We start from the raw sequence: 24869 nt of genomic DNA, 5'->3' as shown, positions 1-24869 counted from the left end.
TGGCGGGAGCGCGGCGCTATGGCAAGGGCGTGCGCGACGACACTCGTCGCAGGGGACTTGCCCTGCGCGCTGCATTTTCCCATGAGGGGCGCCATGCCCGCCACCCGCCCCGAACGGTCGATCCTTTTGTTATTGCTCGCGTTGCTGATCGTCATGGTGGCGGTCAGCGGCACATTCTGGCTGTATCGCAGCCAGCAGGCCGGCGCGGACTGGATTCAGCATACGTTGCGGGTGGAAAACCGGCTGTCGGTGATGCTGGCGCGGGTGCAGGCGGCGGAAAGCAGCCAGCGTGGCTATATGCTGACCGGGCAACCCGATTTCCTGGCCGCCTATAATGACTTCGACCGCCAGTGGCAGGGTGACCTGGCGGCTTTGCGCCAAGAGGTGAACGACAATCCTGCGCAGGTGCAGGCGGTTGACCGGCTGGGCGGGCTGATCGCCAGGCGCGGCACCTATCTGGAGCGGGGCGTGGCGCGCAAGCGCGCGGGACTGGCGATTGATTCCGCCATCTTTGCGCCTGGCCATATATTGATGACCGCCATCCGGGCGCAGGTCGCCACGATGAAGGCCCGCGAGGAGCGATTGCTGCGCGATCGCACGGCACGCAACGGGTGGCTGAGCATGTTGGTGTCGGGCGGGCTGGCGGTCAGTGCGGCGCTGGTCATCCTGCTGGGCCTGATGGCGCTGCGCACCGCGCAGCGGCGGATGGTCGAAGCACTCGCGCACAGCCGGGCGCTGGAGCAAGCCAATGAGCAACTGATCACCGAAGCGCAGGAACGCGAGGCGGCCGAAGCGCAGCTGCGCCAGATGCACAAGATGGAATCCATCGGCCAGCTGACCGGCGGCATTGCCCATGATTTCAATAATATGCTGGCCATCGTCATCGGATCGCTGGACATGGCGCGGCGGCGGCTGGGCGAGGATGGCGACCCGCGCGTGGTCAAGGGCATCGACAATGCAACCGAAGGGGCGCAACGCGCGGCGCAACTGACCGCGCGACTGCTCGCTTTCTCGCGCCAGCAGCCGCTCGACCCGCAGCCGACCGACGTCAACAAGCTGGTCGGCGGCATGTCCGAACTGCTGCGCCGAACGATCGGTGAAGATGTGCGGGTGGAATCGGTGCTGGCGGGCGGGCTGTGGCGGGCGAGCATCGACGCCAACCAGCTGGAAAATGCGATCATCAACCTGTGCGTCAATGCGCGCGACGCGATGCCGGGTGGCGGCAAGCTGACGATCGAGACGGGTAACGCCCATCTGGACGACGCCTATGCCACGACCCATGATGAAGTGACGCCGGGCCAATATATCATGGTGTCGGTCGCCGACAGCGGCACCGGGATGCCGCCCGATGTCGTGGCGCGCGCGTTCGACCCCTTCTTCACCACCAAGGGCGTGGGCAAGGGCACGGGACTTGGCCTCAGCCAGGTATTCGGCTTCGTCAAACAATCGCATGGCCATGTGAAAATCTATTCCGAGCCGGGCCAGGGGACGATCATCAAAATCTACCTGCCGCGCCATTATGGCCCGGATGCGACGGGCAGCTATATCGTCCCCGCCGCCGACAGCCTGCCCCGCGCGCAGGGTGAGGAAATCATCCTGCTGGTCGAGGATGAGGAGCGGGTGCGGCATATGTCGGTCGATTCGCTGCGCGAGCTGGGCTATACCGTGGTGCAGGCATCGGACGGCGAACAGGCGCTGGAAATGCTGACGATCCAGCCGCGCATCGACATGTTGTTCACCGACATCGTCATGCCGGGCATCAACGGTCGGATATTGGCCGACCGGGCGCGGGAGGCGCGGCCGGGGCTGAAAGTCCTCTACACCACCGGCTATACCCGCAACGCCATCGTCCATAACGGGATGCTGGACCCCGGTGTCTCCTTCCTGGCCAAGCCGTTCACGCTGGACCAGCTGGCGACCAAGGTGCGGCAGGTGCTGGATGGCGAGGGCTGATCGGCCCACTCACTGATCGAGGTTGTAGACAGGGCGAGTTTTAGAACATATCAGGAACGATATGGTCGCCCTTTCCACCCGTCAGAAACTCGAAATCCTCGCCGATGCGGCCAAATATGATGCGTCCTGCGCCTCGTCCGGCACAGCCAAGCGGGATTCGCGCGGGGGCAAGGGGATCGGATCGACCGAGGGGATGGGCATCTGTCATGCCTATGCCCCGGACGGGCGCTGCATATCGCTGCTCAAGATACTGCTGACCAACAGCTGCATTTTCGACTGCCATTATTGCATCAACCGCCGGTCGAGCGATGTGCGGCGCGCGCGCTTCACGGTGCAGGAGGTGGTCGACCTGACGCTCAGCTTCTATCGCCGCAATTATATCGAGGGGCTGTTCCTCTCGTCGGGCATCATCGCTTCGTCCGACTATACGATGGAGCAGATGGTGGCGGTGGCCCGCAGCCTGCGCGAGGAGCATGATTTTCGCGGCTATATCCACCTCAAGACCATTCCCGACGCTGACCCCGAACTGTCGCATCAGGCGGGGCTGTTTGCCGACCGTCTGTCGATCAATGTCGAATTGCCGACGCAGGCCGGGCTGGAACGGCTGGCGCCGGAAAAGGATGGCGGGCGGATCGAGGGCGCGATGGCGGACATGCGGAGCGCGATGGAGGATATGGGCGAGGCGCGGCGCAAATATCGCCATGCGCCGCGCTTTGCCCCTGCCGGCCAATCGACCCAGATGATCGTCGGTGCGGACGATGCCAGCGACAGCGCGATCATCACCCGCGCCAGCAGCCTTTATGACCGGCACCGGCTGCGGCGGGTCTATTACAGCGCTTTCTCACCCATCCCGTCGCCGAGCGCCGTGTTGCCGCTCAAGCGCCCGCCATTGCTGCGCGAACATCGGCTTTATCAGTCAGACTGGATGATGCGCTTTTACGGCTATGGCGCGGATGAGGTGGCGAGCGCGACCGATCCGGTGACGGGATGCTTGCCGCTCGACATCGACCCCAAGCTCGCCTGGGCGCTGCGGCATCGCGGGATTTTCCCGGTCGATGTGAACCGCGCCCCGCGCGAAATGCTGCTGCGCGTGCCGGGGTTGGGGGTGAAGGCGGTCAACCGCATCCTCGCCAGCCGCCGCCATCGCCGGTTGCGGCTGGACGATGTGGCGCGGCTGACGACGTCAATCAAGAAGCTGCGCCCCTTCCTGATCGCCAGCGACTGGCGACCGGTGCAACTCGCCGACCAGGCGGACCTGCGCGCCCAGATGACCCTGGCCCCCGCCCAGCTCGATCTTTTTTCATGAAAAAGACGCATTTTGCGGTTGATCGTGGGGCTGGTTCGTGAAACTCTCAGGGCTAGGTCATCCAAGGGGGTCAGGGTCTTGGCGGCAATGTTCGACAGTCATGCCATTGGCAGCCGCAATGTCGGTTTCGCAAAGCGTATCAGCACGCATCTGGCGGCGGCGCTTGTCACCTTCTGCCTGTTGCAGATCTTCATCGTCGCCAAGATGGGCGGATCACTGGTGCTGCATCTGGGCATCATCGTCGCGATCGGCGGCTTTGCCGTCGCCGCGCGCGGGCTGGAACGGCGCTGGCAGCTGCTGGAACGGAGCGACCTGTCGCACAGCGGACTGGCGCTGCGGTTCCGCCGCGATGTCGTGCAATTATGGGGTGCCAGCCTGGTTGGCGCATTGCTGTGGATACCGGTCGCGATCATCTTCCGCTTCCTGTTCGGCTGACACGGACCTAATTGCCGGTCCCATCGTTCTCCTCCCCATATCTGGAGGAGACATTGCCATGGCCAACGCGACGATTTTCGACCGTCTGAAACAGGATCATGACGTCCATCGCGACATGTTCGCGAAAATGGCGGATGCCAAAGATGATACGGATCAACTGAAAAAGCTGTTCGACCAATTCAAGATCGAAGTGTCGGCTCATGCCGCCGCTGAGGAAGAGACCCTCTACGCCACCATGCTGGCGCGCCCGGACCTGCGCGAGGATGCGCAGCATAGCGTGTCCGAGCATAAGGAAATCGACGATTATCTCGAAGAGCTGGACGAGTTGAAATTCGACGGCGAAGCGTGGCGCAAGAAATTTGCCGAGATGAAGAAGCGCTACCTCCACCATATCGAGGAGGAAGAGGAAGAGATGTTCCCCGACGCCGCCAAGGAATTGACGGCGGATGAGGAAAAGAAACTCGCCGCCACCTTCGCCAAGCGCAAGCCCGCCGAACTGGCGCGTGCCGAGGCCGACAGCTAATATCAAAGTGCGATAATCTTGATCCATAATTCTCCTCCCCCTTGAGGGGGAGGTTGGGTGGGGGTGCGCTGCCGCCAGCGCAGACGCTCAGCTTCGCCTCGCTCCCCCGACCCCTCCCCGCCGGGGAGGGGAGATGAGGCACATTCATTGCATATCGGTATAACCTCCATGTATCGCGCGTCGCTGGCCGTCCCGGATGATTTTGACGGCTGGCGGGCGGCGGCGCGTGGGTTGGCGTTGGCGGGGATCGATCCGGCCGATATCGTGTGGCAGGTCGGGGACGAAGGCGGCGACCTGTTCGCCAGCGATGCCCCACCGCCGGTCGCACCAGAAGCGGCGTTTGCGGTGCCGCGCGCCTTTGTCGATCTGGCCCAAAGCGCGATCCTGCATCGCGATCCGCAGCGTTTTTCGCTGCTCTATGCGCTGCTGGTGCAGCTGCGCGATCGGCCCGGCACGATGGAGGACAAGGCCGATCCGTTGCTGCGCCGGATCGAGGGGCTGGCCAAGGCGGTGCGGCGCGACATCCACAAGATGCGCGCCTTCGTCCGGTTCCGCGCGCTGGAGGATGCGGACGGCACGCGCTTTGTCGCCTGGTTCGAGCCGGAACAGCATATCGTGCGCGCCAATGCTGACTTTTTCGTCCGGCGCTTTGCGACGATGCGCTGGTCGATCCTGACGCCGGAGGCGAGCATCCATTGGGATGGCGAGACGTTGACGCAGGGGCCGGGCGCAGCGCGCAGCGACGCGCCGGGGGACGATCCGGTCGAGGAGATATGGAAGGGCTATTATGCCGCCATCTTCAACCCCGCGCGGCTGAAAGTGGGCGCGATGCTGTCCGAAATGCCGAAAAAATATTGGCGCAACCTGCCCGAAGCGGCGCTCATTCCCGGCCTGGTCGCAGGGGCGCAGGCGCGCGAGGCGGCGATGATCGCCACCGCCCCTGCCCCCACCAAACGGACCGGCAATGCGATGGCCGCCTGGACCGCGCTGCGCGAGGAGGCGCGCGGCTGCACCCGCTGCCCGCTCCACGGCCCCGCGACCCAAACGGTGTTTGGCGAAGGGCCAGTCAATGCGCCCCTGCTGTTCATCGGCGAGCAGCCCGGCGAACAGGAGGATCTGGCCGGGCGGCCCTTTGTCGGCCCGGCGGGACAATTGTTCGACGCTGCGCTGGCCGAAGCCGGGGTGGATCGGGCGCGGGCCTATGTCACCAATGCAGTCAAACATTTCAAATATGAGCCGCGCGGCAAGCGCCGTATCCACCAGACCCCGCAGGCGGGCGAGGTGCAGGCGTGCCGATGGTGGCTGGAACAGGAACTGGCGCTGGTGCGCCCGCGCGTGATTGTCGCGCTGGGCGCAACCGCCGCGCGCGCCCTGCTGGGCAAGGCGGTGGCGATCGGCAAGGTTCGCGGCGCGGCGATCCCGCTGGCGGACGGCGCGGAAGCCTGGGTCACGGTGCATCCGAGCTATTTGCTGCGGCTGCCCGACGCGACGAAAGCGGCGGTGGAGCGGGCGCGGTTTGTAGAGGAGTTGCGCGTGGTCGGGGAGAGGGTGCGGGGGTTGGGGTGAAAGGGTTGCATGGGGTGGATGCGGAAAGACGGCTTTCTATTCCCCTCCCGCTTGCGGGAGGGGCAGCGAGACTTGAGGCTGCGAAGCAGACTCTTAGTCGCAGCGGGGTGGGCCTGCGCCACCTCGCGCTGGCCCACCCCCTAACCCCCTCCCGCCAGCGGGAGGGGGAATAAGGTCAGCCAATGGTCGTAGCGGACGCTCCCCCTCTTCCAACTGCGCCTAACCGCACTGCGTGCGGCAAGGCTTCATATCCTTCTTCCCGACGGGGAGAAGGTCGCGTGTAACCGCCTACACCAAGCCCAGCTTTGCCAATTCCCCCAGCATCGCGGCGGGCATGGCGGCGGTGGCATCCTCTTCCCCCTCGCCCAGATCGAGCGGGGCGTCCTCCGCCGCCAGATAGCGCCAGCCCTGATGGGCGCGCTTTGGCATCGGGTGGACGGGAATCAGCGTCGGCGCGAGGCGGATCCAGTGGCGGCCCTGCCCGGTTTCGGCGAAGCCCAGGATCGGGCTGCGGCCGACGATGCGGTGGCCGTGGATCCAGTAGAGCGATCCGCCTGCCATTTCCTCGACCCGCTTGGGCAGATAGCGGGTGGTCAGCCGCGCTTCACCGGCATGGCTTTCCAGCCAGGCTTTTAAGGTGGCGGGGCTTTCGCTCTGGAAGGCGATCTTGGTCATGTGCAGCGGCATGGCGGCGATCTGGGGACGCGCGCGTCGCGGTTCAACGCAGGAACAGGGTGGCCAGCCCCAGGAAGCTGAAAAAGCCCAATGAATCGGTCATCATCGTCACGAATACGGCGGAGGACACGGCGGGATCGACATTATTGCGTTCCAGCGTGATCGGCACCAGCACACCCGCCAGCCCCGCGACCAGATTATTGGTCAGGATCGCCGTGCCGAACACCAGCGACAGGTCCATCCGCCCGTAAATCACATAGGAGCCGATGCCGATCAGCGTGCCGAGAGTCGCCCCATTGGTGGCGGCGATGCGGAATTCGCGGCCGATCATCCGCGCAGTGTTGGAACTGGTCAGTTGATTGGTGGCGAGCGCGCGCACGACGACGGCCAGCGTCTGCGTCCCCGCATTGCCACCCATGCCCGACACGATGCCCATCAAAGCGGCCAGCATCGCAAACCGCTCGATCGTCCCTTCAAACAGGCCGACGACCGAGGCGGCAAGCATCGCAGTGCCAAGGTTCACGACCAGCCAGGTCAGGCGCGCACGCACCGTCATCAGGATCGGTTCGTTAATGTCGCCCTCACCCGCGCCGGACAGGCGGAGAATATCCTCGCCTGCTTCTTCGGAAATGATGTGGACGACGTCATCGACGGTGATCATGCCGACCAGTCGCCCGCTGCCATCGACCACGGCAGCGGAGATGAGCGCATATTTCTGGAAGCGCAGCGCGACTTCTTCCTGATCCATGTCGACCGGGATCAGCGTCTGTTCGCGCTTCATCAGGTCGGCCATGGCGACGCTGCGCGGGCAAGTGAGTATCCAGCTGAGCTGGCAATAGCCGATCGGCCGATGCTTGGCATCGACGACGTAGATTTCCCAGAAATCGGTGGTCAGGTCGCCATGGTCGCGCAGATAGTCGATCACCTGACCCACGGTCATATGTTCGGGCACCGCGACCAGATCGCGCTGCATCAGGCGACCGGCGGATTCTTCCGGGTAGGACAAGGCGCTTTCGATCGCGGCGCGATCTTCCGGGTCGAGCGCGTCGAGGACGGCCTGCTGGTCGGCATCGTCCATATCCTCGATCATGGCGACGGCGTCGTCGGTATCGAGTTCGGACGCGAATTCGGCGACCTGTTCGGGCGCGAGATCGCCGATCAGGTCGTCGCGGACATAGTCATTAAGCTCGGACAGCACTTCCGCGCCGACCAGATCGCCCAGCGCCGCCGCGACTTCGCCACGCCTGTCGGCAGGCGTCAGTTCCAGAAGGTCGGCAATGTCGGCGGGGTGCAACGGCGAGACGAGTTCGCGCGCACGTTCGGCGTCACCCTCCTCCACCGCGTCCAGCACGGCGGAGACGAAGGCGGGCTTTAGCCGGTCATCCTCATCATGGCGCGATTCTGCCGCGGCAGCGATCGCTTCGTCTGCGTCATCCCCGTCCAACAGGGGCTGGGCTGTGTCGCCGCGCTCGCTCATGGCGCCCCCTACTGTCCGGTTCCTGTTGCATTGCGATCCTTTCGCCCATGCACAATATAATTGCAATGGCGCAGAGGGACCGGAAGCCCAAAACACGGGCTTCCATCGTGACTTGCAGCCTCTATATGGGTGCCAGCACTACCCCATCCCCCAATGAGAGGATTTTTCATGGCTGACGATACCCTGACCCTTAGCCTCGACAGTGGCGGCGACGTCGTCATCAAGCTGCGGCCCGACCTGGCCCCCGGCCATGTCGAGCGCATCACCACGCTGGCGAAGGACGGTTTCTACGACGGCGTCGTGTTCCACCGCGTCATCCCCGGCTTCATGGCGCAGGGCGGCGACCCGACCGGCACCGGCATGGGCGGGTCCAAGCTGCCCGACATCAAGGCCGAATTCAGCCGCGAAAAGCATATCCGCGGCGTCTGCTCGATGGCGCGTTCGTCCAACCCGAACAGCGCCAACAGCCAGTTCTTCATCTGCTTCGACGACGCCACCTTCCTGGACGGCCAATATACCGTCTGGGGCGAAGTGACGTCGGGCATGGAGCATGTCGACGCCCTGCCAAAGGGCGAGCCGCCGCGCACGCCGGGCAAGATCGTCAAGGCGACCGTCGCCTGATTGGCTGAAAGGCTGCACAAAAAGGCCCGCCTCCAGAGCATGGAGGCGGGCCTTTTTGTTTGGGCGATGACATTAGCTATCACCGTTCGTCCCCCGCCTTCGCGGGGGCAGGCTCTGAGTAGCCGCTGAGCGAAGTCGAAGCGGCATATCGAAGGACAAGCGCCACATGCTTCGATACAAGCCTTCGACAGGCTCAGTCTCTACTCAGCACGAACGGAGGCTGGTGACATCACGTCATCGCAAATTAGCGCCTGCCCGCCAGCCCATCGGTCGCTGAAACAGCCTGTTCCGCTTCCGTCCCATTGTCCGCCGCCTCGACAACCGGCGCGGTGTATGGCCCGATCCTCTCGATATGCCAGCGGCGCTGTTCGGCGGTTGAGCCGGGGACGTCGTTCACCCGGCGCAATATCACCTGCCGCAGCGCGTACCAAGGCTTGCCGTTGGCGGCCAGACGTCCGTAAATCTGCACCGGCACGCTGACATAGAGCGACCCTGCCGCCCCCTCCGGCTCGCTGGGTCCGCCGATATTGGCGTGGATTTCGCTGAAGCCCCGGAAGCGCGCGGCGAAATGGGCGTCATCCTGCTGGCCGATCGCGCCGGTCGGGTTCCACAGATCCTGCGCGTCCTCGAACCTTTTTTCCTCCAGCAGGCCATAATAGCCCTGCACCACCTGCGCCGCGCCCTGTGCGCTGTCGGGGTCGATCGTGCCTTCCGCCAGCGGGGTGCGGTCATCGGGCAGGCCGCCGGGCGTGCCGGGGGCTGGCGGGGTGAGTGGTTCCATGACCGCCATCGCTTCGGCGCGGACGTTATTTTCCACCTGCACCGCATTGGCGCCATTGGCGAGATTGTCGATCGCGCTCTCCTCCCGCCCGTCGCAGGCCGCGACCAGCAGGAGGGAGAGCAAGGCGGTAGCCGTGAGCGGTCCCCGCATCAGTCAGGGCGTTCCTGCCGCGAGGCACCGGGCGCGCGCGAGCGGACGGCACGTTCCGACGGGGCCGGGCGGGCGCTCCAGTCGCGCTGCGGGCGAGGCTGGTTCATTTGCGGGCGGTTGCCCTGGGGTTGCCGCAGGCCCGGCTGGGGCGTCGGGCGCACCGCGTCATTGCCGCGCCAGTTGCCGCGACCGCGTGGCCCGTCCGTCCCCTGCGGCGGGCGGGGGCGATTGGTCCAGTTCTGGCCATTGCCGGGCTGGCCATCGCGGCCCTGCCAGCGCCCATCTCGATCACCCCGGCCATCGCGACCGTCACGATCGCGGCCGCGCCACTGGCCATAGTTCCGGTCGTCCCGTCGATCATCGCGACGCTCTGCCCGGCGGCCTTCCCAATAGCGGCGCTGACCATCATTCCAGCGCTGTCGGCGTCCGGCGCGGTCGTACACATAGTAGCCGGTGCCGGGATAATAAACATTATCATACCAGCCATTATAGAGGCCGGGCTGATAATAGCCGGTCGGGCCATAATAGCCGTCGCCATAATAGCCACCACCGCCATAATAACCGGTGCCGACGCTCACGCCGCCATAGCCATAGCCATCATCATAGGCGCAGCCGCCCAGTGCCAGCGCGCCTGCCAGTCCCATCATGGCCACAATCCGATGTCGGAAGCCCGTCATCGTCTTTCTCCTCTTCTCCATCTGATACTGGCGTAACGCCCGGCGGTTGAATTGGTTGTGAATGGATTTGGGGCGCCGCGTCCAGCGTTTATCGCAGGTTCAGACAAGCCGGGTCTTGTTCATCTGGGCGACAGAAAGCGTGTTGTTTCCGTCACATAATCGCCCTTTGCCCGATTTTTGTGATCCGTTCAGGAAACCTTCGGACGGGGCCGGTCATTTATCACCCGTCGCCTGAGCCGCTTGCAGCGCTCGTTCGTGCGACCCGGCGGGTCCACACCGTCGCACAAATCCACAACAGAAAAAGGGTCATACCCATGAAGACACTGCTTTTGACGGCAGTTGCTGCCGCGTCCTTCGTTCCTGCCGCCATGGCGCAGGATCAGGCTGGCTCTACCAGTCGCATCGAGCCTTATGTCGGCGTGATGGGCGGCGTGCATAATTTCGACAGCGAAACCGGCAAGGAAGGCATCCCGCCGGTCGGCTATAAGGGCCGCATGGTCGAAGGCGTCGCAGGCGTGAACTATAATGTCGCCGGCCCGCTGGTCGTCGGCGTCGAAGGTGGCGCGTCCAAGGGCGTGTCGGGCGATATCGACTGGGAATATAATGCCGCGGGCCGGGTCGGCGTGAAGGCGGGCAAGGACAGCCTGATCTTCGGCAAGGTCGGTTACAAGTGGGTCAATTTCGACGCGCTTGGCCCCGATAGCCCGGACTATCATGGCACCACCTATGGCGCGGGCGTCGAATTGTCGGCCGCAGACATGGGCGGTTCAGCCGCCAGCAGCAACATCCGTTTCCGGGTGCAGGCCGATACGATGGGCAATTTCCGATCGATCCGCCCGATGGCTGGTGTCGTCGCGAAGTTTTAAAAGGTTCGGCGGGCTGTAGCGGCCCGCCCCACCGGCCAATCCCCGCTCAGGGTCCGCCCTGATCAGGGACTGGGGTCCGGGACGGCGCATTGGACTGCCGCCGTCCCGGATTCGCCTTAAAACGGAGCCGAGCCTCAACCGGTCTGTTTCTTAAGTTTTTCGTGCCAACAGAACGTCATGCACGGACAACGCCTGACTGGACTTGACGGATTGCGCGCGATCGCCGCGCTGAGCGTCATCCTGTTTCATGCGTTGGCGTGGCAAAGCGGCGCCCAGCGCGGCAACGCCTATCTGGCCGTCGATTTCTTTTTCATGCTCAGTGGCTATGTCATGGCCCGCACGTATGAGGATAAGCTGGCGACGTCCCTTTCGCCCGCGACCTTTCTTTATGGCAGGTTTTGCCGCTTCTGGCCGACCCTGTTCGTGGCTGGCCTGATCGGACTGCCCTGGTTCCTTGTCAGCTTTGGCGTCGATCAATGGGGCATTGCGGCACTCAATCTGCTGCTCATCCCCACATTCCAATTTGTTCGTCTCTATCCCCTGAACAGTCCTGCATGGTCGATCCTGCTGGAACTGTTCGCCAATTTGCTTCACACGCTGGTGCTCCGTCGCCTGTCAACAACCACTTTGGTCATCACTGTGATAGCGATGGCGCCACTGTTGGCGATGTCCGTGAGCCGGATTTCATTCGACATAGGCGCGATGACCGCAGCCTTTTTGCCAGCTTTGATGCGTGTGACCTTTTCCTATATGATCGGGATCATCCTTTGGCGCTGGTGGCGCGACCGGCCAAGCATAGCGGTCCCGCCTGCTCTCGCCTTTTTGATCATGCCCTTATTTTTCAGCGTGGCGACGTGGTTCGATGTCGATTCGTGGCAAAGCGGATTTCTGTTCATCCTAGTGGCCTGTCCACTCATGCTGGCAGGGGGCCTGCGCTGGTCAGGACCAGCGCATGAACCAACGGCACGCGCGATGACATGGGGCGGGGCCATGTCCTTTCCGGTCTACGCATTACACACCCCGATCTGCATGACCGTGACCATGGCGGGATGGCCGGTCGCCTGGGGCATCCTGCCGACATTTGCTGCCGCTTATCTGTTTACCCGACCGAATTTCGGCGTCATCCGCCATATTGTGCAATGGAAAAGGGCGCGTGCCTTGGCCTGATATCCTGCCGTGCCCCTAGCCGCTGTTCCGCAGCGCCGTTGCGATGGCATTGATCGACAGTTCGATGCCTTCCTTGATCCGCGGATCATCCTCACCCGCGCGGTGGCGCTTCAAAAGTTCGACCTGGAGCAGATTGAGCGGCTCGATATAGGGCAGGCGCAGCCGGATCGAGGTTTCCAGCGTCGGATTCTTTTCCAGCAAACGGCTCTGGCCAGTTGCGGCCAGCAGCCCGTCATGGGTCTGCGCCCAGCCCTCGCGAATGCGGCCGAACAAGCGCTCGGCAAGGGCCTGATCCTCCACCAGCGGCAGATAATGGGCGGCGATGCCCAAGTCCGACTTGGCCAGCACCATTTCCAGATTGCCCATCGCGGATTTCAGGAACGACCAGCTTTGCGCCATATCGGCCAGTAGCGCCTTGTCCTCAAACGTGGCGATCGCATGACCCACGCCGTACCAGCCCGGCAGCATCACCCGCGCCTGCGCCCAGCTGAACACCCACGGGATCGCCCGCAGATCCTCGATTGCCGTGCTCTTGGTGCGGCTGGCGGGCCGCGACCCGATCTTGAGGCCGGAGATTTCCTGGATCGGGGTCAGCTGGCGGAAAAATTCCTTGAACTCCTCCGTCCCGTAAACCAGGTCGCGATAGGCGTTGAAGGCGCTTTTGGACAGCTCGTCCATCGCGCCTGCAAAGCGCGCGGCGTCCTTGTCCGAAATGCCTTCCGGCTCCAGACTGGCGAGCAGGGTGGCGCTCGTCATTGCCTCCAAATTGGTCATGGCGACATCGCGCGATCCGAATTTCGCCGCGATCATCTCTCCCTGTTCGGTGATGCGGATGCGCCCCTGCACCGTGCCACGCGGCTGCGCCTGGATCGCGGCGAAGGCGGATCCGCCGCCCCGCCCGACCGCGCCGCCGCGCCCATGAAACAGCTGCATCGCCGCGCCCGCATCGGCAAAGACCGGCTCCAGCGCCTTGCTTGCCTTGAACAGGCTCCAGGTCGATGTGATGTAGCCGCCATCCTTGTTACTGTCCGAATAGCCGATCATCACTTCCTGATGGCCGCGCTGCTTCACCACCCCGGCAATTTCGGGCAGGCCGAAATAGGCGGACATGATTTGCGGCGCGGCTTCCAAGTCGGCGATGGTTTCGAACAGCGGGATCGACATGATCGACGCCTGTGGCGGCGCGCCATCGACACCGGCGCGCCACAGCCCCGCTTCCTTGAGCAGGATATTGACCTCCAGCAGGTCCGACACGCTTTCCGCCTTGGAAATGATATAATGGGTGATGCAGGCGGGGCCGTAGATGCGGTGCGCTTCGGCGGCGGCATGGACGATTGCCAGTTCGGACGCGGTTTCCTCCGAATAATCGGCAAAGCGCGATCCCAGCGGGCGGTTATTCGCCAATTCCCGGCGCAGCAGCGCGATGCGGGCATATTCGTCCAGCGCGGCATAGTCCGGCTCGACCCCGGCGACTTTCAGCAGTTCGGCGACGACGCGCTGATGCACATCGCTATTCTGGCGCATGTCGAGCGTGGCGAGATGGAAGCCGAATGTCTCGACCGCGCGGATCAGGCGACCAAGCGCGCCGCCGCTTGCCAGCGCGCCATTGCCCTCGCTCGCCAGACCCTGCGCCACGGTGACGAGATCGCGGCGGAAATCGGCGGGGCTGGCATAGGCCGCCCCTTTGAGGCTGGAGGGGCGTGGCGGCTGGCCACCGGTCAGCGTCGCATAGGTCGCGGCCAATCGAGCGTAAATGCCCGACAGGGCGCGGCGATAGGGTTCGTCCTGCCGACTGGGCGACGTGTCGCCGCTGGCGTCGGCAATATCCAGCACCGCCTGCGGCACATGGGCGAGTTCGGTCGAGAGCGACAGCTCCGCGCCCAGCGCATGGAGCGCATCGAGATAATAAGCCAGCGCCGCCTGCGCGCCGCGTTTCAGCGCGAACTGGAGCTGGGGCGCCTGCACGAAGGGATTGCCGTCGCGGTCGCCGCCGATCCAGCTGCCCACACGCAGGAAACTTTGCGGGCGCGCGCCCAGCACCCGCTCCCACCGCGCATAGAGGGCGGGCAGCACCGGCAGGAAGGTGTCGCGGAAATAGGCGAGGACATTGTCGATCTCATCCGCGACGAACAATTTTTCCCGGCGCAACGGACGGGTCTGCCACAGCAGGGCGATCTGGCGGAAGATCGCCTCATCCAGATTTTCGCCATCGTCCGTTTCTTCGCGGCCTGCATCCTTGAGCAGCATCAGGTCGGCGATGCGGTTCTTGTGGTCGATCATGCTCTTGCGCCGCACCTCGGTCGGGTGGGCGGTAAGGACGGGGACGATCAGCGAGTGCGACAACAGACCCAGCACGGCGTCGCGATCAATGCCGTGCGAGTCCAGCCGGGCGATGGCTGACGCGACATCGGCCCCCGGTTCGGCGGCGATCCCCTGCCGGTCCTCGGCCAGATTCGCGAGCATCGAAAAAAGCATGAAGCCGCGCACGAAATTGAGCGTGTCGTCGAGGCTGAGCGCATCCAGCCCGGTGTCGACAAAGTCCGCGCCCTGAATCCCCCGCGCCCGGTCGACCGAGGCGGAGCGGATATATTCGGTCTGGCGATAGAGGCTTTCCCCGCCATAGGCCCGGATCACGTCGCCCAGCAGGCGACCCAGATAGCGGATGTCGGGGTTCTGCGTGATCGCAGGAGCGGACGGTGTGGAGGAGAGAGTCGCCATGGTAACGATGCTGCATTGCAACAGGGAATGGGTCAAGCAGTTCCCATCGCTATACAGCCGGGTTCAGGCCGCCTTGAGCGCCTCGATCAGCCGTCCGAACTCAGCCTGCACCTGTTCGACCCCCTGTCGCACGGCTGCGCCCTGCGCACGGGTCGTGGCGGCGGCCTGCGCCGAATGACGCAGTGCATCGGAAATCGCATCGACCGCCTGATTGGTCGCGCCGGCATCCAGCGCGACCGAACGGGAAACCCGCTGAATATCCTCGACCGAGGCAAGCTGTTGCTGGGCAGAGGATGCGGCCATCCCGATCGCCTCGACCAGACTGGCGAGGACGGTATCAACCGAGCCGACCAGCGCGAACGTCTGCTCCGCTGCCTGTTCGATCCCGTCCGCGCGCGCCTGAATTTCCCGTGTGGTCTGGGCCGTCTGGGCGGCCAGCGCCTTGACTTCATTGGCGACGATCACGAAGCCTCGTCCCGCTTCCCCGGCGCGGGCCGCCTCGATCGTCGCATTGAGCGCGAGAAGATTGGTCTGGCCGGTAATCTCCGCGATCAGCTTCGTGGCTTCGTTGACGCTGCCGACATGGCGGCGCAAATTATCATTGGCGTGGTGCGCGGCGGCCGATTGGCCGCTGGCGGTCGCGGCCGATTCGCGAATGTCATAGGCGGTGCCGGTGAAAGCACCGATCAATGCGGTCAGTTCGTCGATGGTCGCGGTAATCGCCTGCGCCGATCCGGCGGTATCGCGCGCACGCGCGGTTACGGTATCGACATGACGCTGCTGCTCGTCGATCGTGCGCATCGTATCGTCGGCGCTATGTTCCAACGCGGCGGCGGTTTCGAACAATCGGGTCACCAACACGGCCATGGACCGCTCCAGCGCCTCCGCTATCCCGCGCCCGTTCCGCCGCAATTCTTCCTGATGCCGCCGCTCCTCGGTCGCGACCTGATCGGCGCTGGCGGCCAATGCCCGCCGGGCAGCTTCTGCCTGCACCAGCGCATCGTTGGCCCGTTCGGCGGCGCTGCGCGCTTCACTTTCGGCATCGCGCGAGTGCTGCACCTGCTTGCGCAGGGCACCATGCGCCGCCACCAGCCGCCACGCCAGCCAGCCCGACATGGCGAGGAATGTCAGGATGATGGAGGCCATAGCAGGGATGATCTGGCGCAGCGCCTTGGCCCCAGCCGATGATCGGCGCCATTCCACCTGCCCCAGCACCTGGCCGGTAATATCCTTGACCCGAATCCCGTTTTCGCTGTCCCCGGTGGTGCCGACATTCCATTTCAGCGACAATTGATTGGTGCGGCTCATATCCGCCAGAAGGCTCGCATCGATCGGCTTGGTCAAAACCAGATAGCGCAAATCCCCGGACGGCAGGCGGGCGACATCTTTCCATGGCGTGATCGCGCGGACGGCCAGGATCACCGCCTGCCCCTGCAACCGGGCAAAACGCACGACCGCCTGGCGCTCGTCCAGCGCGGCGCGATGGCTGCGCGGCAGCGCCGCCATCACATCATGCAAGACAGGCAGGGCCAGCGCCTGGTCCAGCGGCAGGCGGGGCGTGCGGCGAGGCAATTCGCTGCCCGCCGCCGCCCAGACGGTGCGCCCACGGACATCAAGCACATAGGCATCAGCCGATTCCGTGGCCAGGTTGCTTTCGGCCCATTCCCTGTCGAAGCCGCCATAAACATGGTCGACCGCATCGTCCCAGCGTGCCGACGCCATGACGGCATCGGCCAGTGCAGCGCGCTCACGCAGCAATGCGCCATTGACGACGCGATGGAGGTAGGCGTCGGCATTGCGTTCGATCTGCGCGCTGAGCAGGCCAAGGAGGATGGCGGTGCCGATGATGGCCAACAGGATGACGCCGCCAAGCGGCACCATCGTGTCCCCCAGATTGTTGTTGCCCGCCAGCAGCGCGCGCCTGCGCATCATGTGTCGGAGCTGAAAGATGAGGGACTTCTTTACCATCTTCTCACGGTTAACGCAGACTGGTTGAAAATTGGTGAGCAAGCTTCTTCTTGCGCCAACCCGGCTCACTGGGCCAAAGGACGAGCGTGACCGCCAGCATCAGCATAGGAACCGACAGCCACGGCAAGGACGTGCTGGTCGACGTGGAGGAATTGCTTGCCACCCGGCTGCTCGTCCAGGGCAATTCGGGGTCGGGCAAGTCGCATCTGCTGCGCCGCCTGCTGGAGGAAAGCGCCCCGCTGGTGCAGCAGGTGGTGATCGACCCGGAGGGGGATTTCGTCACGCTGGCCGATAATTACGGCCATGTGGTGATTGATGCTGGCGACTATAATGAGCGCGAGATCGTCAAGATGGCGACGCGGATTCGCGAACATCGCGCGTCAGTGGTGCTGAGCCTGGAGGCGCTGGAGATTGACGCGCAGATGAAATGCGCCGCGTCTTTCCTGAACGCCCTGTTCGATGCGCCGCGCGACCATTGGTATCCCGCCCTCGTGGTGGTGGACGAGGCGCAGATGTTCGCGCCCGCCGCTGCTGGCGACGTGTCCGACGAGGCGCGCCGGGTATCGCTGGCGGCAATGACCAATTTGATGTGCCGGGGGCGCAAGCGCGGGTTGGCAGGCGTCATCGCGACGCAGCGGCTGGCGAAGCTGGCCAAGAATGTCGCGGCGGAAGCCTCCAACTTCCTGATGGGGCGCACCTTTCTGGACATCGACATGGCGCGCGCCGCCGACCTGCTGGGGATGGAGCGGCGGCAGGCGGAGCAGATTCGCGATCTGGAGCGCGGGCGTTTTCTGGCGCTGGGTCCGGCGATCTGCCGCCGTCCGGTCGCGGTGAAGATCGGCGCGGTCAAGACCAGCACGCGCGGCGGCACGCACAAGCTGATGGCCCCGCCGGTGACGAGCGGCGAGGATTTTCAGGAATTGCTGTTCGCGCCGGAAGCAACGGATGCAGCGCCGGTCGCACCGCCGCGCGCCGACCCCCCACCCCGCGCTGCCGAGGATATCATCCGCGCGCTGGCCGATTCGCCCCAAGCCAAGCCCGCCGCGCCGGAATTGGATTTCGGCCAGAATGAGCCGGTGGTGATGGCGGTGCTGGAGGAGATCGTCGCCGATCTGGGCGATGCCGCGCCCAGCATATCGACCCTCTATCAGGATTTTGGCGTGCGTTGCCGGATGAAGGGGCTGCGCACCCCGCCGCTCGACCTGCCCGCCTTCCGCAAGCGCTTTGCCATGGCGCAGGCGGGGATGATGGACGCCGCCGATGTCCGCTGGGAACCGGCGATGCGCGCGGCAGAGCCGTTGCCGGAAGATATGCTGGCCCCATTCCTGCTGATCGCGCGCGCCGCAATGCAGGGCCACCCCTGCCCTGACGACGCGGCGCTGGCGCGGGCCTATGGCACCAGCTCGCCCGGCCGGGTGCGGCGGCTGATCGACTATATGGAGAAATTGGGCGTCATCGTCGCGCGGACCGATTTTTCGGGCAAGCGCTCCATCGGCGTGCCGGGGCTGGGCCTGTCGACGGCGGTGGCGGAGGGATGACGCCTGCTATCCTTTTCGTGTGCCTGGGCAATATCTGCCGGTCGCCGCTGGCCGAAGCGGCGTTGCGGGCGGAGGCAGAGCGGGCCGGGCTGGATGTGCTGGTCGATTCGGCGGGGACGAGCGACTGGCATGTCGATTGCCCGCCCGACGCGCGCGCGATCCGGCAGGCGCAGCGCCATGGCATCGACATATCGACCTATCGCGGACGGCAGGTGAGCGCCGCCGATTTTCATCGCTTCACCCACATCTTTGCGCTGGATGGCGAGAATCTCAAAAATCTGCGCCGCATCCGCCCTGCCGACGGGACGGCCAGGCTGGCGCTGCTGATGGACATGGTGCCGGGGTGCGAGGGGCGCGGCGTGACCGATCCCTATTATGGCGACGAGGCCGGATTTGCACAGACATGGGACGATGTGACCCGCGCGGCGCGGGCGATCGTCGCGGCATTCGGCACGATTCGCCAATAGTCCCCGATCAGTCGCCTGCGACGCGATCCCGCATCGTCTGGCTGGCACGGAACGTCAGGACGCGGCGCGGTTCGATCGGCACTTCGACCCCGGTCTTGGGATTGCGGCCCATGCGCTGGGTCTTGTCCCGCAGGACGAACGTGCCAAAGCTGGAAATCTTCACATTTTCACCACGTCCGAGCGCGTCGGACATATGATCCAGGATCGATTCGATCAGCGCTGCCGCCTCCGCCCGCGACAGGCCGACATGGCGGTTGACGCTTTCAGCAAGGTCTGCCCGCGTTAAAGTGCCTGTCCCCGTCATCAGATTCCCCATTTCCACCCCATGAACCATCGCGGTCAGATGGCCTCCACAGGAATGTGCGGGATTTGCAGGGCGTTGGCAAGGTTGACTGATAGTACGGGATCAGACCCGCAGGACGCAAGCGCCCCAGGTGAAGCCACCGCCCATCGCTTCCAGCACGATGAGGTCGCCTGGCTTGATCCGGCCGTCGCGCACGGCGCAATCGAGCGCCAGCGGAACCGAGGCCGCCGAAGTGTTGGCGTGTTGATCGACCATCACGATCACCCGGTCGGGCGAGAGTTTGAGCTTGCGCGCCGTGGCGTCCAGGATGCGGGCATTGGCCTGGTGCGGGACCAGCCAGTCAATGTCGCTGTTGGACAGACCTGCCATGCCCATGACTTCGTTCAGGACCGAGGCAAGGTTGACCACCGCGTGGCGGAACACTTCCTGACCCTTCATCCGCAACTTGCCCACGGTCTGCGTCGTGGACGGCCCGCCATCGACATAGAGAAGGCCGTTGTGGCGGCCATCGGCGTGGAGCTTGCTGGCCAGGATGCCGCGCGCGCCGTCGGCGCTCTCTTCTGCGCCCAGCACGACGGCGCCCGCGCCATCGCCGAACAGGACGCAGGTGGTGCGATCCTCCCAGTCGAGGATGCGGCTGAAGGTTTCCGATCCGATCACCAGCGCGCGCTGCGCCGCGCCGGAGCGGATCATGCTGTCGGCGACGGTGATGGCGTAGAGGAAGCCCGAACAGACGGCAGCCACGTCGAACGCGACGCAATCATTGATGCCAAGCGCTGCCTGCACTTTGGTGGCGGACGCCGGGAAGGTCTGGTCCGGGGTTGCCGTTGCCAGGATGATGAGGTCGATGTCCTGCGCGACGATACCGGCGGCGTCGAGCGCAGCACGGGCGGCGTCGGTGGCCAGCGAGGCGGTGGTTTCATGGTCGCCCGCAATATAGCGATTGCGAATACCGGTGCGCTCGACAATCCATTCGTCGCTGGTGTCGACCGTCTGCGCCAGTTCAGCGTTGCTGACCGCGCGGACAGGCAGGGCCGATCCGGTCCCCAGGAGAATCGCACGACGGATCACTTGACGGGCTGCTCCTGCTTCGACGAGGCGGTGAGCGCCTGCACAGCGGCCATGTCGGCGGCGATGCGGCGGGTGATATCTTCTTCCAGCAGGCGCGCGGCGACATGGACCGCATTGGCAATGCCCTTGGCGTCGGCGCTGCCATGGCTTTTGACGACCACGCCGTTGAGACCCAGGAACACCGCGCCATTATGGTTGTTGGGATCGAGGTGATGCTTGAGCAGGTGCATCGCAGGCTTGGAGATCAGGAAGCCGATCTTCGAGCGGATCGAGCTGGTGAAGGCGTTGCGCAGCACGTCGGTGACGAAGCGGGCCGTGCCCTCGATCGTTTTGAGCGCGACATTGCCGGAAAAGCCATCGCACACGATGACATCGGTATCGCCCCGGCTGATCTTGTCGCCTTCGGTAAAACCGTCAAAGCTCATCGGCAGGGCGTGCGCGGCGCGCAGGATGGCCGCGGCGTCGCGGATTTCATCCGTACCCTTGAGTTCTTCGGTGCCGATGTTGAGCAGGCGCACGCGGGGCCGTTCCAGGTCGAACGCGATGCGGGCATAGGCTGCCCCCATCACCGCGAACTGGACGAGATTGCGGGCGTCACATTCCGTGTTCGCGCCCAGATCGAGCATGACCACATCATTGTTGCCGAGCGTAGGCAACAGCGCGGCCAGCGCGGGCCGATCAATGCCGGGCATGGTACGGAGCGCCAGCTTGGCCATGGCCATCAGCGCACCAGTATTGCCGGCCGAAACCGCAGCCCCCGCTTGACCCGATTTGACGGCCGCTATGGCCATGCTCATCGAGCTGCTTTTCTTGCGAATCGCGACGCTGGGCTTGTCGGCACCATCGACGACGGTGTCGGCATGGACGACGTCCGACGCCGCGCGCAAATTGGGATGGCTGTCGAGCGCCGCCTTGATGCGGGTTTCGTCGCCGAACAGGGTGAAGCGCAGCCCTTCGTGGCGGTGACGGGCGAGCGCCACACCCGCCATCATCACGCGCACGCCTTCATCCCCGCCCATCGCGTCTATGGCGATTCGCGGTTGGCTGGACACCCTAGATCACCCCTTTGCGGAGATCGAAAAGTCGTTACGCCCCGACGGCGACGATTTCGCGGCCGTTATAATGGCCACAGGCGCCGCACAGATTGTGAGGACGCTTGAGTTCACCGCAGTTGGAGCATTCCTGGAATGCTTCGACGCGCAGCGAATCGTGGCTGCGGCGCATACCGCGCTTGGAGGGGGACGTTTTCCTTTTGGGGACAGCCATGTCGGCACCTTGTTCCGTAAATCTATCAGGTTGTGCGAACGGCCAGATCCAACATGAAAGCTGACGCCACAGGCGCCGCAGACCCATGCGGCCCTGGGTGATCGCGAAGCCCTGCGCCTATAGCGCTTTTTGATCGGGGTGCAAGTCCTTCCTTGCCCGCCCGGCCAGGGCGGTTAGGGTGCACGCCATAGAAATGAGGGGAATACCGATGCTGCTGCCGATCACACTGACCTTCGCTGCCGCCTGCGCACTGCTCAACCTGTGGATCGCGACGCGGTGCGCTCGGATTCGCATTTCGGACAAGGTGATACATGGGGATGCGGGCAATGCGCTGCTGGCGCGTCGGATGCGGGCGCACGCCAATTATGTCGAATATACGCCGATCGTGCTGATCCTGTTCCTGGTGGTCGAACTGGCGATCGGCGCATCGCTATGGCTGTGGATCGGGGCGCTGGTCTATATCGTCGCGCGGGTCGCCCATGCGTTCGGCATGGATGCAGATGCGCCCACGGTGTGGCGCGGCGGCGGGGCGCTGCTGACATGGCTGGTGATGGTCGCCATGGCGATAACGGCGCTGACGATCGCCTATACCGCCACGCGCGAGGTGCCTGCGCCACCGGCGCTGTCGGCGCAGGTGTGAAGAGTCTTTTGATGATGTGCGTTCGCACATCATGCCGCACCGGCCCGCACCCCCACCCGACCACCCGTTCAGGATATACTGTGGGTGGTCGGGTGGGGGTGCGGGCCGGTGCGGCCTTAAGCAAACAAACTCACCCCAGCACCGAATCGGCGACGAAGGGGTTGGTGCGGCGTTCGTGGGCGAAATTGCTCATCTGGCCATGGCCGGGGACGAAGGCGGTATCGCCACCCAGTGGCCAGAGCTTGCCGGTGATCGCGTCAATCAATTGCTGGTGATTGCCGCGCGGAAAGTCGGTGCGGCCGATCGACCCCTGGAACAGCACGTCGCCGACGATGGCGAGCTTGCTGGGGGCGTGGTGGAACACGACATGGCCGGGCGTGTGGCCGGGGCAGTGGAGGACGTCGAGGGTGAGGTTGCCGACCGTTACCTGATCGCCATCGACCAGCCAGCGATCCGGCTCAAAACTTTCGCCCGGCACGCCCCAGCGCTTGCCATCCTCCGCCAGCTTGTCGATCCAGAAACGGTCATCCTCATGCGGCCCCTCGATCGGTACGCCCAGGTCGCGGGCCAGAACGCCTGCCTGGCCGCAATGGTCGATATGGCCATGGGTGACGAGCAGCTTTTCGATGGTCACGCCATGCTGCGACGCTGCCTGTTTCAACATCGGCAGATCGCCGCCCGGATCGACAAACGCCCCGCGCATGGTGGCGGTACACCAGAAGAGGGTGCAGTTCTGCTGGAGCGGGGTGACCGGGATCAGCGTGGCCCTGAGTGGGCGGTCTTGGAGGGATGTCGTCATCCGCCCGATGTGGCGAAGCGGCGGGACGGACGCAAGACCTATGCCTCGTCCAGCGCAGCAAACGGCTCCGCCAGGCTGATGCTGTCCAGCACCCGCGCGGTTTCGTCGCGCACCCGCAGCATCACACGATGCAGGCGACATTCCGATTCGGGCAGGCAGTTGGTGCAGCTTTCATGGGCGAAGCGGCTGGCGCAGGGGGTGAGCGCGAGCGAGCCGCGGGTCAGGCGGACAATATCGCCATAGCTGATATCGACCGGGGCGAGCGCGAGCCAATAGCCCCCGTCCCTGCCCCGCTGCGTCGCCACCAGCCCTTCGCGCGACAGTTCGGACAGGATGACCGTCAGGAATTTGCCCGGAATATTCTGGCGCGTGGCGATCTCGTTCAATGGCACCGGTCCCTGACGATAGCGGTCGGCAAGATGCTGGAGCGCGCGGATGGCATAACGGGTCTTTTGGGACAGCATATTGGCGTTATTCGCTCAGGCGATGCGTTTGACAAGTCAAGGCGCGGCTTTCTCCAGCGTGGCGCGAGTCTGGGCGGGGAAATCGGTAAAGACCGCGTCCACGCCGGTCGCCGCCACCGCGCGGACATAGCCGGCAAAATCGCCCCGGCCCTGCGCGTCGTCAGGGCGCTGATATTGGGCGGGCAGGAAGAAATTTTCCATCCGCAGCGTCCAGATATGGACCTGTAGCCCGGCATCATGCGCCTGCCCTACCAGTGCGGTTGCGCCGTTATCGGCCAACACCCGGCTGGTCGAGGGGCCGATGCCATCGGCATAGTCCGCGATGGCCCGTAACCCTTCCACGCTCATCATTGCGTCATAGGTCAGGTCAGGCCGGTCGGCCGGCCCGCCACTGCTGTCAATCAACTGGATCAGCCGCAGCCGGGTGACCGCGCGCAGAGCCTGGAGATTGCCGACCTCGAACGACTGGATAAAAACCGGGTCGGCCTCTGTCAGATAGCCATATTGTTCCAGCAGCGCGAGCATCGGCGCCTGATGCGGCAGGCCGACACCGGCGAAATAGCTGGGATGCTTGGTTTCGGGATAGAGGCCGATGCGGCGGCCTATTTCCGCCTCCTTGGCGCGGACGAGCTTCAATATCTCCTCGAACGTCGGGATGAGATAAAGGTCGTTGAAGCGGGTGTTGGCGGGGCGCAGCAAGGGCAGCCGTTCGCGCGCGCGCAGGGTGCGCAGTTCAGCGAGGGTGAAATCTTCGGTGAACCAGCCGGTGACCGCCGCGCCGTCGATCGTCTTGGTCGCCTTGCGATCGGCAAATTCGGGATGATCAGCGACGTCGGTCGTGCCGCTGATTTCATTTTCATGCCGGGCGACCAGCACGCCGTCCTTCGTCAGGACCAGATCCGGCTCGATAAAGTCCGCGCCTTCGTCAATCGCCCGCTCATAGGACGCGAGCGTATGTTCGGGCCGTTCGCCGCTGGCCCCGCGATGGGCGATCAACAAGGGTTCGGCCATGGCGATCTCTACCGGCAAAAGGAAGAACAGGAGCGTCAGGCAGGCGCGGATCAGGCGCCGCCCGATCATGCTATGGCACCTGCCAACGCATTCTCGTAGGTCGTGGCCTTGAAACCGACGATGGTCTGCTTGCCCGTGTCCAGGATCGGCCGCTTGATCATCGAAGGGTTGGTCATCATCAGCAGGATAGCCTTGTCCGCGTCGATATGCGCCTTGTCCCCGGCGTCCAGCGCCTTGAAGGTGGTGCCGGAACGATTGAGGATGGTTTCCCAGCCATGCTCCATCACCCATTCCTCCAGCTTCGCCTTGTCCACGCCCGACACTTTATAGTCGTGGAAGCTGTAGGAGACGCGTTCATTGTCGAGGAAATTGCGCGCCTTCTTGATCGTGTCGCAATTTTTGATGCCGTACATCGTGATCATGGCG

Annotated in this window: 25 protein-coding genes; 11 read left to right on the top strand and 14 right to left on the bottom strand. The window is 64.4% G+C overall.

What is annotated here, in order from left to right; all coding sequences use genetic code 11:
- Positions 1-93: 93 nt before the first annotated feature.
- The 5 genes from D0Z70_RS13055 to D0Z70_RS13035 all read left to right on the top strand — a co-directional run bounded on the left by D0Z70_RS13055 (position 94) and on the right by D0Z70_RS13035 (position 5783).
- The gene (locus D0Z70_RS13055; protein ID WP_119747082.1) at positions 94-1953 is read left to right on the top strand and encodes a CHASE3 domain-containing protein; all 1860 of its coding nucleotides are present in this window, start codon (positions 94-96) and stop codon (positions 1951-1953) included.
- Between the two features lie 61 nt (positions 1954-2014).
- On the top strand, positions 2015-3259 hold the full coding sequence (locus D0Z70_RS13050) for a putative DNA modification/repair radical SAM protein (protein ID WP_119747080.1): 1245 nt from the start codon (positions 2015-2017) through the stop codon (positions 3257-3259).
- A gap of 87 nt (positions 3260-3346) precedes the next feature.
- Positions 3347-3694, top strand: coding sequence for a hypothetical protein (locus D0Z70_RS13045; RefSeq protein WP_119747078.1), 348 nt, complete (start codon positions 3347-3349; stop codon positions 3692-3694).
- Between the two features lie 58 nt (positions 3695-3752).
- On the top strand, positions 3753-4217 hold the full coding sequence (locus D0Z70_RS13040; protein WP_119747076.1) for a hemerythrin domain-containing protein: 465 nt from the start codon (positions 3753-3755) through the stop codon (positions 4215-4217).
- A gap of 168 nt (positions 4218-4385) precedes the next feature.
- Positions 4386-5783: a UdgX family uracil-DNA binding protein gene (locus tag D0Z70_RS13035; RefSeq protein WP_119747074.1), complete on the top strand. Its 1398-nt coding sequence runs from the start codon at positions 4386-4388 to the stop codon at positions 5781-5783.
- Positions 5784-6071: 288 nt separating this feature from the next.
- Here D0Z70_RS13035 and D0Z70_RS13030 read toward each other — a convergent pair whose 3' ends face one another.
- Together D0Z70_RS13030 and mgtE are read right to left on the bottom strand one after the other, a co-directional pair.
- Positions 6072-6470 carry a DUF1489 family protein gene (locus D0Z70_RS13030; RefSeq protein ID WP_119747072.1) on the bottom strand — a complete coding sequence of 133 codons (399 nt, stop codon included), beginning with the start codon at positions 6468-6470 and terminating at the stop codon, positions 6072-6074.
- Positions 6471-6501: 31 nt separating this feature from the next.
- Positions 6502-7935 (bottom strand): magnesium transporter, encoded by a 1434-nt coding sequence (gene mgtE / locus D0Z70_RS13025; RefSeq protein WP_119747070.1) that lies wholly within the window; start codon positions 7933-7935, stop codon positions 6502-6504.
- Between the two features lie 168 nt (positions 7936-8103).
- On the opposite strand from mgtE, the gene D0Z70_RS13020 reads away from it, so the two are divergent.
- On the top strand, positions 8104-8556 hold the full coding sequence (locus D0Z70_RS13020) for a peptidylprolyl isomerase (protein ID WP_119747068.1): 453 nt from the start codon (positions 8104-8106) through the stop codon (positions 8554-8556).
- A 244-nt stretch (positions 8557-8800) separates the two neighbouring features.
- On the opposite strand, the gene D0Z70_RS13015 is transcribed toward D0Z70_RS13020, so the two are convergent.
- Positions 8801-9487 carry a hypothetical protein gene (locus D0Z70_RS13015; RefSeq protein ID WP_119747066.1) on the bottom strand — a complete coding sequence of 229 codons (687 nt, stop codon included), beginning with the start codon at positions 9485-9487 and terminating at the stop codon, positions 8801-8803.
- Positions 9487-10164, bottom strand: coding sequence for a peptidase (locus D0Z70_RS13010; RefSeq protein WP_119747064.1), 678 nt, complete (start codon positions 10162-10164; stop codon positions 9487-9489). The genes D0Z70_RS13015 and D0Z70_RS13010 overlap by 1 nt, the downstream gene beginning before the upstream one ends.
- Before the next feature lie 314 nt (positions 10165-10478).
- Between D0Z70_RS13010 and D0Z70_RS13005 the strand changes: the two genes are divergently transcribed.
- Both D0Z70_RS13005 and D0Z70_RS13000 read left to right on the top strand, forming a co-directional pair.
- Complete coding sequence (locus D0Z70_RS13005) at positions 10479-11030, top strand: outer membrane protein (protein ID WP_119747061.1); 552 nt, start codon at positions 10479-10481, stop codon at positions 11028-11030.
- Between the two features lie 177 nt (positions 11031-11207).
- Positions 11208-12197 (top strand): acyltransferase family protein, encoded by a 990-nt coding sequence (locus D0Z70_RS13000; protein ID WP_119747059.1) that lies wholly within the window; start codon positions 11208-11210, stop codon positions 12195-12197.
- Between the two features lie 15 nt (positions 12198-12212).
- Here D0Z70_RS13000 and ppc read toward each other — a convergent pair whose 3' ends face one another.
- Both ppc and D0Z70_RS12990 read right to left on the bottom strand, forming a co-directional pair.
- Positions 12213-14915, bottom strand: coding sequence for a phosphoenolpyruvate carboxylase (gene ppc, locus D0Z70_RS12995; protein ID WP_119747057.1), 2703 nt, complete (start codon positions 14913-14915; stop codon positions 12213-12215).
- 63 nt (positions 14916-14978) lie between these two features.
- A complete protein-coding gene (locus D0Z70_RS12990; protein WP_119747055.1) occupies positions 14979-16847 on the bottom strand; it encodes a methyl-accepting chemotaxis protein in 1869 nt (622 codons plus the stop codon).
- 122 nt (positions 16848-16969) lie between these two features.
- Here D0Z70_RS12990 and D0Z70_RS12985 point away from each other — a divergent pair, with 122 nt between their 5' ends.
- Both D0Z70_RS12985 and D0Z70_RS12980 read left to right on the top strand, forming a co-directional pair.
- Positions 16970-18421, top strand: coding sequence for a helicase HerA domain-containing protein (locus tag D0Z70_RS12985; RefSeq protein ID WP_119747053.1), 1452 nt, complete (start codon positions 16970-16972; stop codon positions 18419-18421).
- Positions 18418-18888 carry a low molecular weight protein-tyrosine-phosphatase gene (locus tag D0Z70_RS12980; RefSeq protein WP_119747051.1) on the top strand — a complete coding sequence of 157 codons (471 nt, stop codon included), beginning with the start codon at positions 18418-18420 and terminating at the stop codon, positions 18886-18888. The genes D0Z70_RS12985 and D0Z70_RS12980 overlap by 4 nt, the downstream gene beginning before the upstream one ends.
- 7 nt (positions 18889-18895) lie before the next feature.
- Here D0Z70_RS12980 and ihfA read toward each other — a convergent pair whose 3' ends face one another.
- From ihfA to rpmF, 4 genes are all read right to left on the bottom strand, one after another.
- On the bottom strand, positions 18896-19192 hold the full coding sequence (gene ihfA / locus D0Z70_RS12975; protein ID WP_006957683.1) for an integration host factor subunit alpha: 297 nt from the start codon (positions 19190-19192) through the stop codon (positions 18896-18898).
- Between the two features lie 102 nt (positions 19193-19294).
- Positions 19295-20263: a beta-ketoacyl-ACP synthase III gene (locus D0Z70_RS12970; protein ID WP_119747049.1), complete on the bottom strand. Its 969-nt coding sequence runs from the start codon at positions 20261-20263 to the stop codon at positions 19295-19297.
- Positions 20260-21282, bottom strand: a complete 1023-nt coding sequence (gene plsX / locus D0Z70_RS12965) for a phosphate acyltransferase PlsX (protein ID WP_239018913.1) — start codon at positions 21280-21282, stop codon at positions 20260-20262. Before plsX ends, D0Z70_RS12970 begins: the two co-directional genes overlap by 4 nt.
- A 67-nt stretch (positions 21283-21349) precedes the next feature.
- A complete protein-coding gene (gene rpmF, locus D0Z70_RS12960) occupies positions 21350-21529 on the bottom strand; it encodes a 50S ribosomal protein L32 (RefSeq protein WP_006957677.1) in 180 nt (59 codons plus the stop codon).
- A gap of 208 nt (positions 21530-21737) precedes the next feature.
- Between rpmF and D0Z70_RS12955 the strand changes: the two genes are divergently transcribed.
- On the top strand, positions 21738-22169 hold the full coding sequence (locus D0Z70_RS12955) for an MAPEG family protein (protein WP_119747045.1): 432 nt from the start codon (positions 21738-21740) through the stop codon (positions 22167-22169).
- A gap of 130 nt (positions 22170-22299) precedes the next feature.
- Here D0Z70_RS12955 and D0Z70_RS12950 read toward each other — a convergent pair whose 3' ends face one another.
- From D0Z70_RS12950 to D0Z70_RS12935, 4 genes are read right to left on the bottom strand one after another with little or no spacing between them, the layout of a single operon-like run.
- Positions 22300-22968 (bottom strand): MBL fold metallo-hydrolase, encoded by a 669-nt coding sequence (locus tag D0Z70_RS12950; RefSeq protein WP_119747043.1) that lies wholly within the window; start codon positions 22966-22968, stop codon positions 22300-22302.
- Between the two features lie 38 nt (positions 22969-23006).
- Entirely contained in the window at positions 23007-23432 is a 426-nt protein-coding gene (locus D0Z70_RS12945) for an RrF2 family transcriptional regulator (protein ID WP_119747041.1), read from the bottom strand.
- A 36-nt stretch (positions 23433-23468) separates the two neighbouring features.
- Entirely contained in the window at positions 23469-24512 is a 1044-nt protein-coding gene (locus tag D0Z70_RS12940) for a glycerophosphodiester phosphodiesterase (RefSeq protein WP_119747039.1), read from the bottom strand.
- Entirely contained in the window at positions 24509-24865 is a 357-nt protein-coding gene (locus D0Z70_RS12935; protein WP_017181978.1) for an ArsC family reductase, read from the bottom strand. The genes D0Z70_RS12940 and D0Z70_RS12935 overlap by 4 nt, the downstream gene beginning before the upstream one ends.
- Between the last annotated feature and the right edge of the window lie 4 nt (positions 24866-24869).

This window comes from Sphingobium terrigena (assembly GCF_003591655.1).
GTDB lineage: Bacteria > Pseudomonadota > Alphaproteobacteria > Sphingomonadales > Sphingomonadaceae > Sphingobium > Sphingobium terrigena.
The sequence above is the reverse complement of the archived record's forward strand: the minus strand, read 5'-3'. Positions and strand labels throughout refer to the sequence as shown.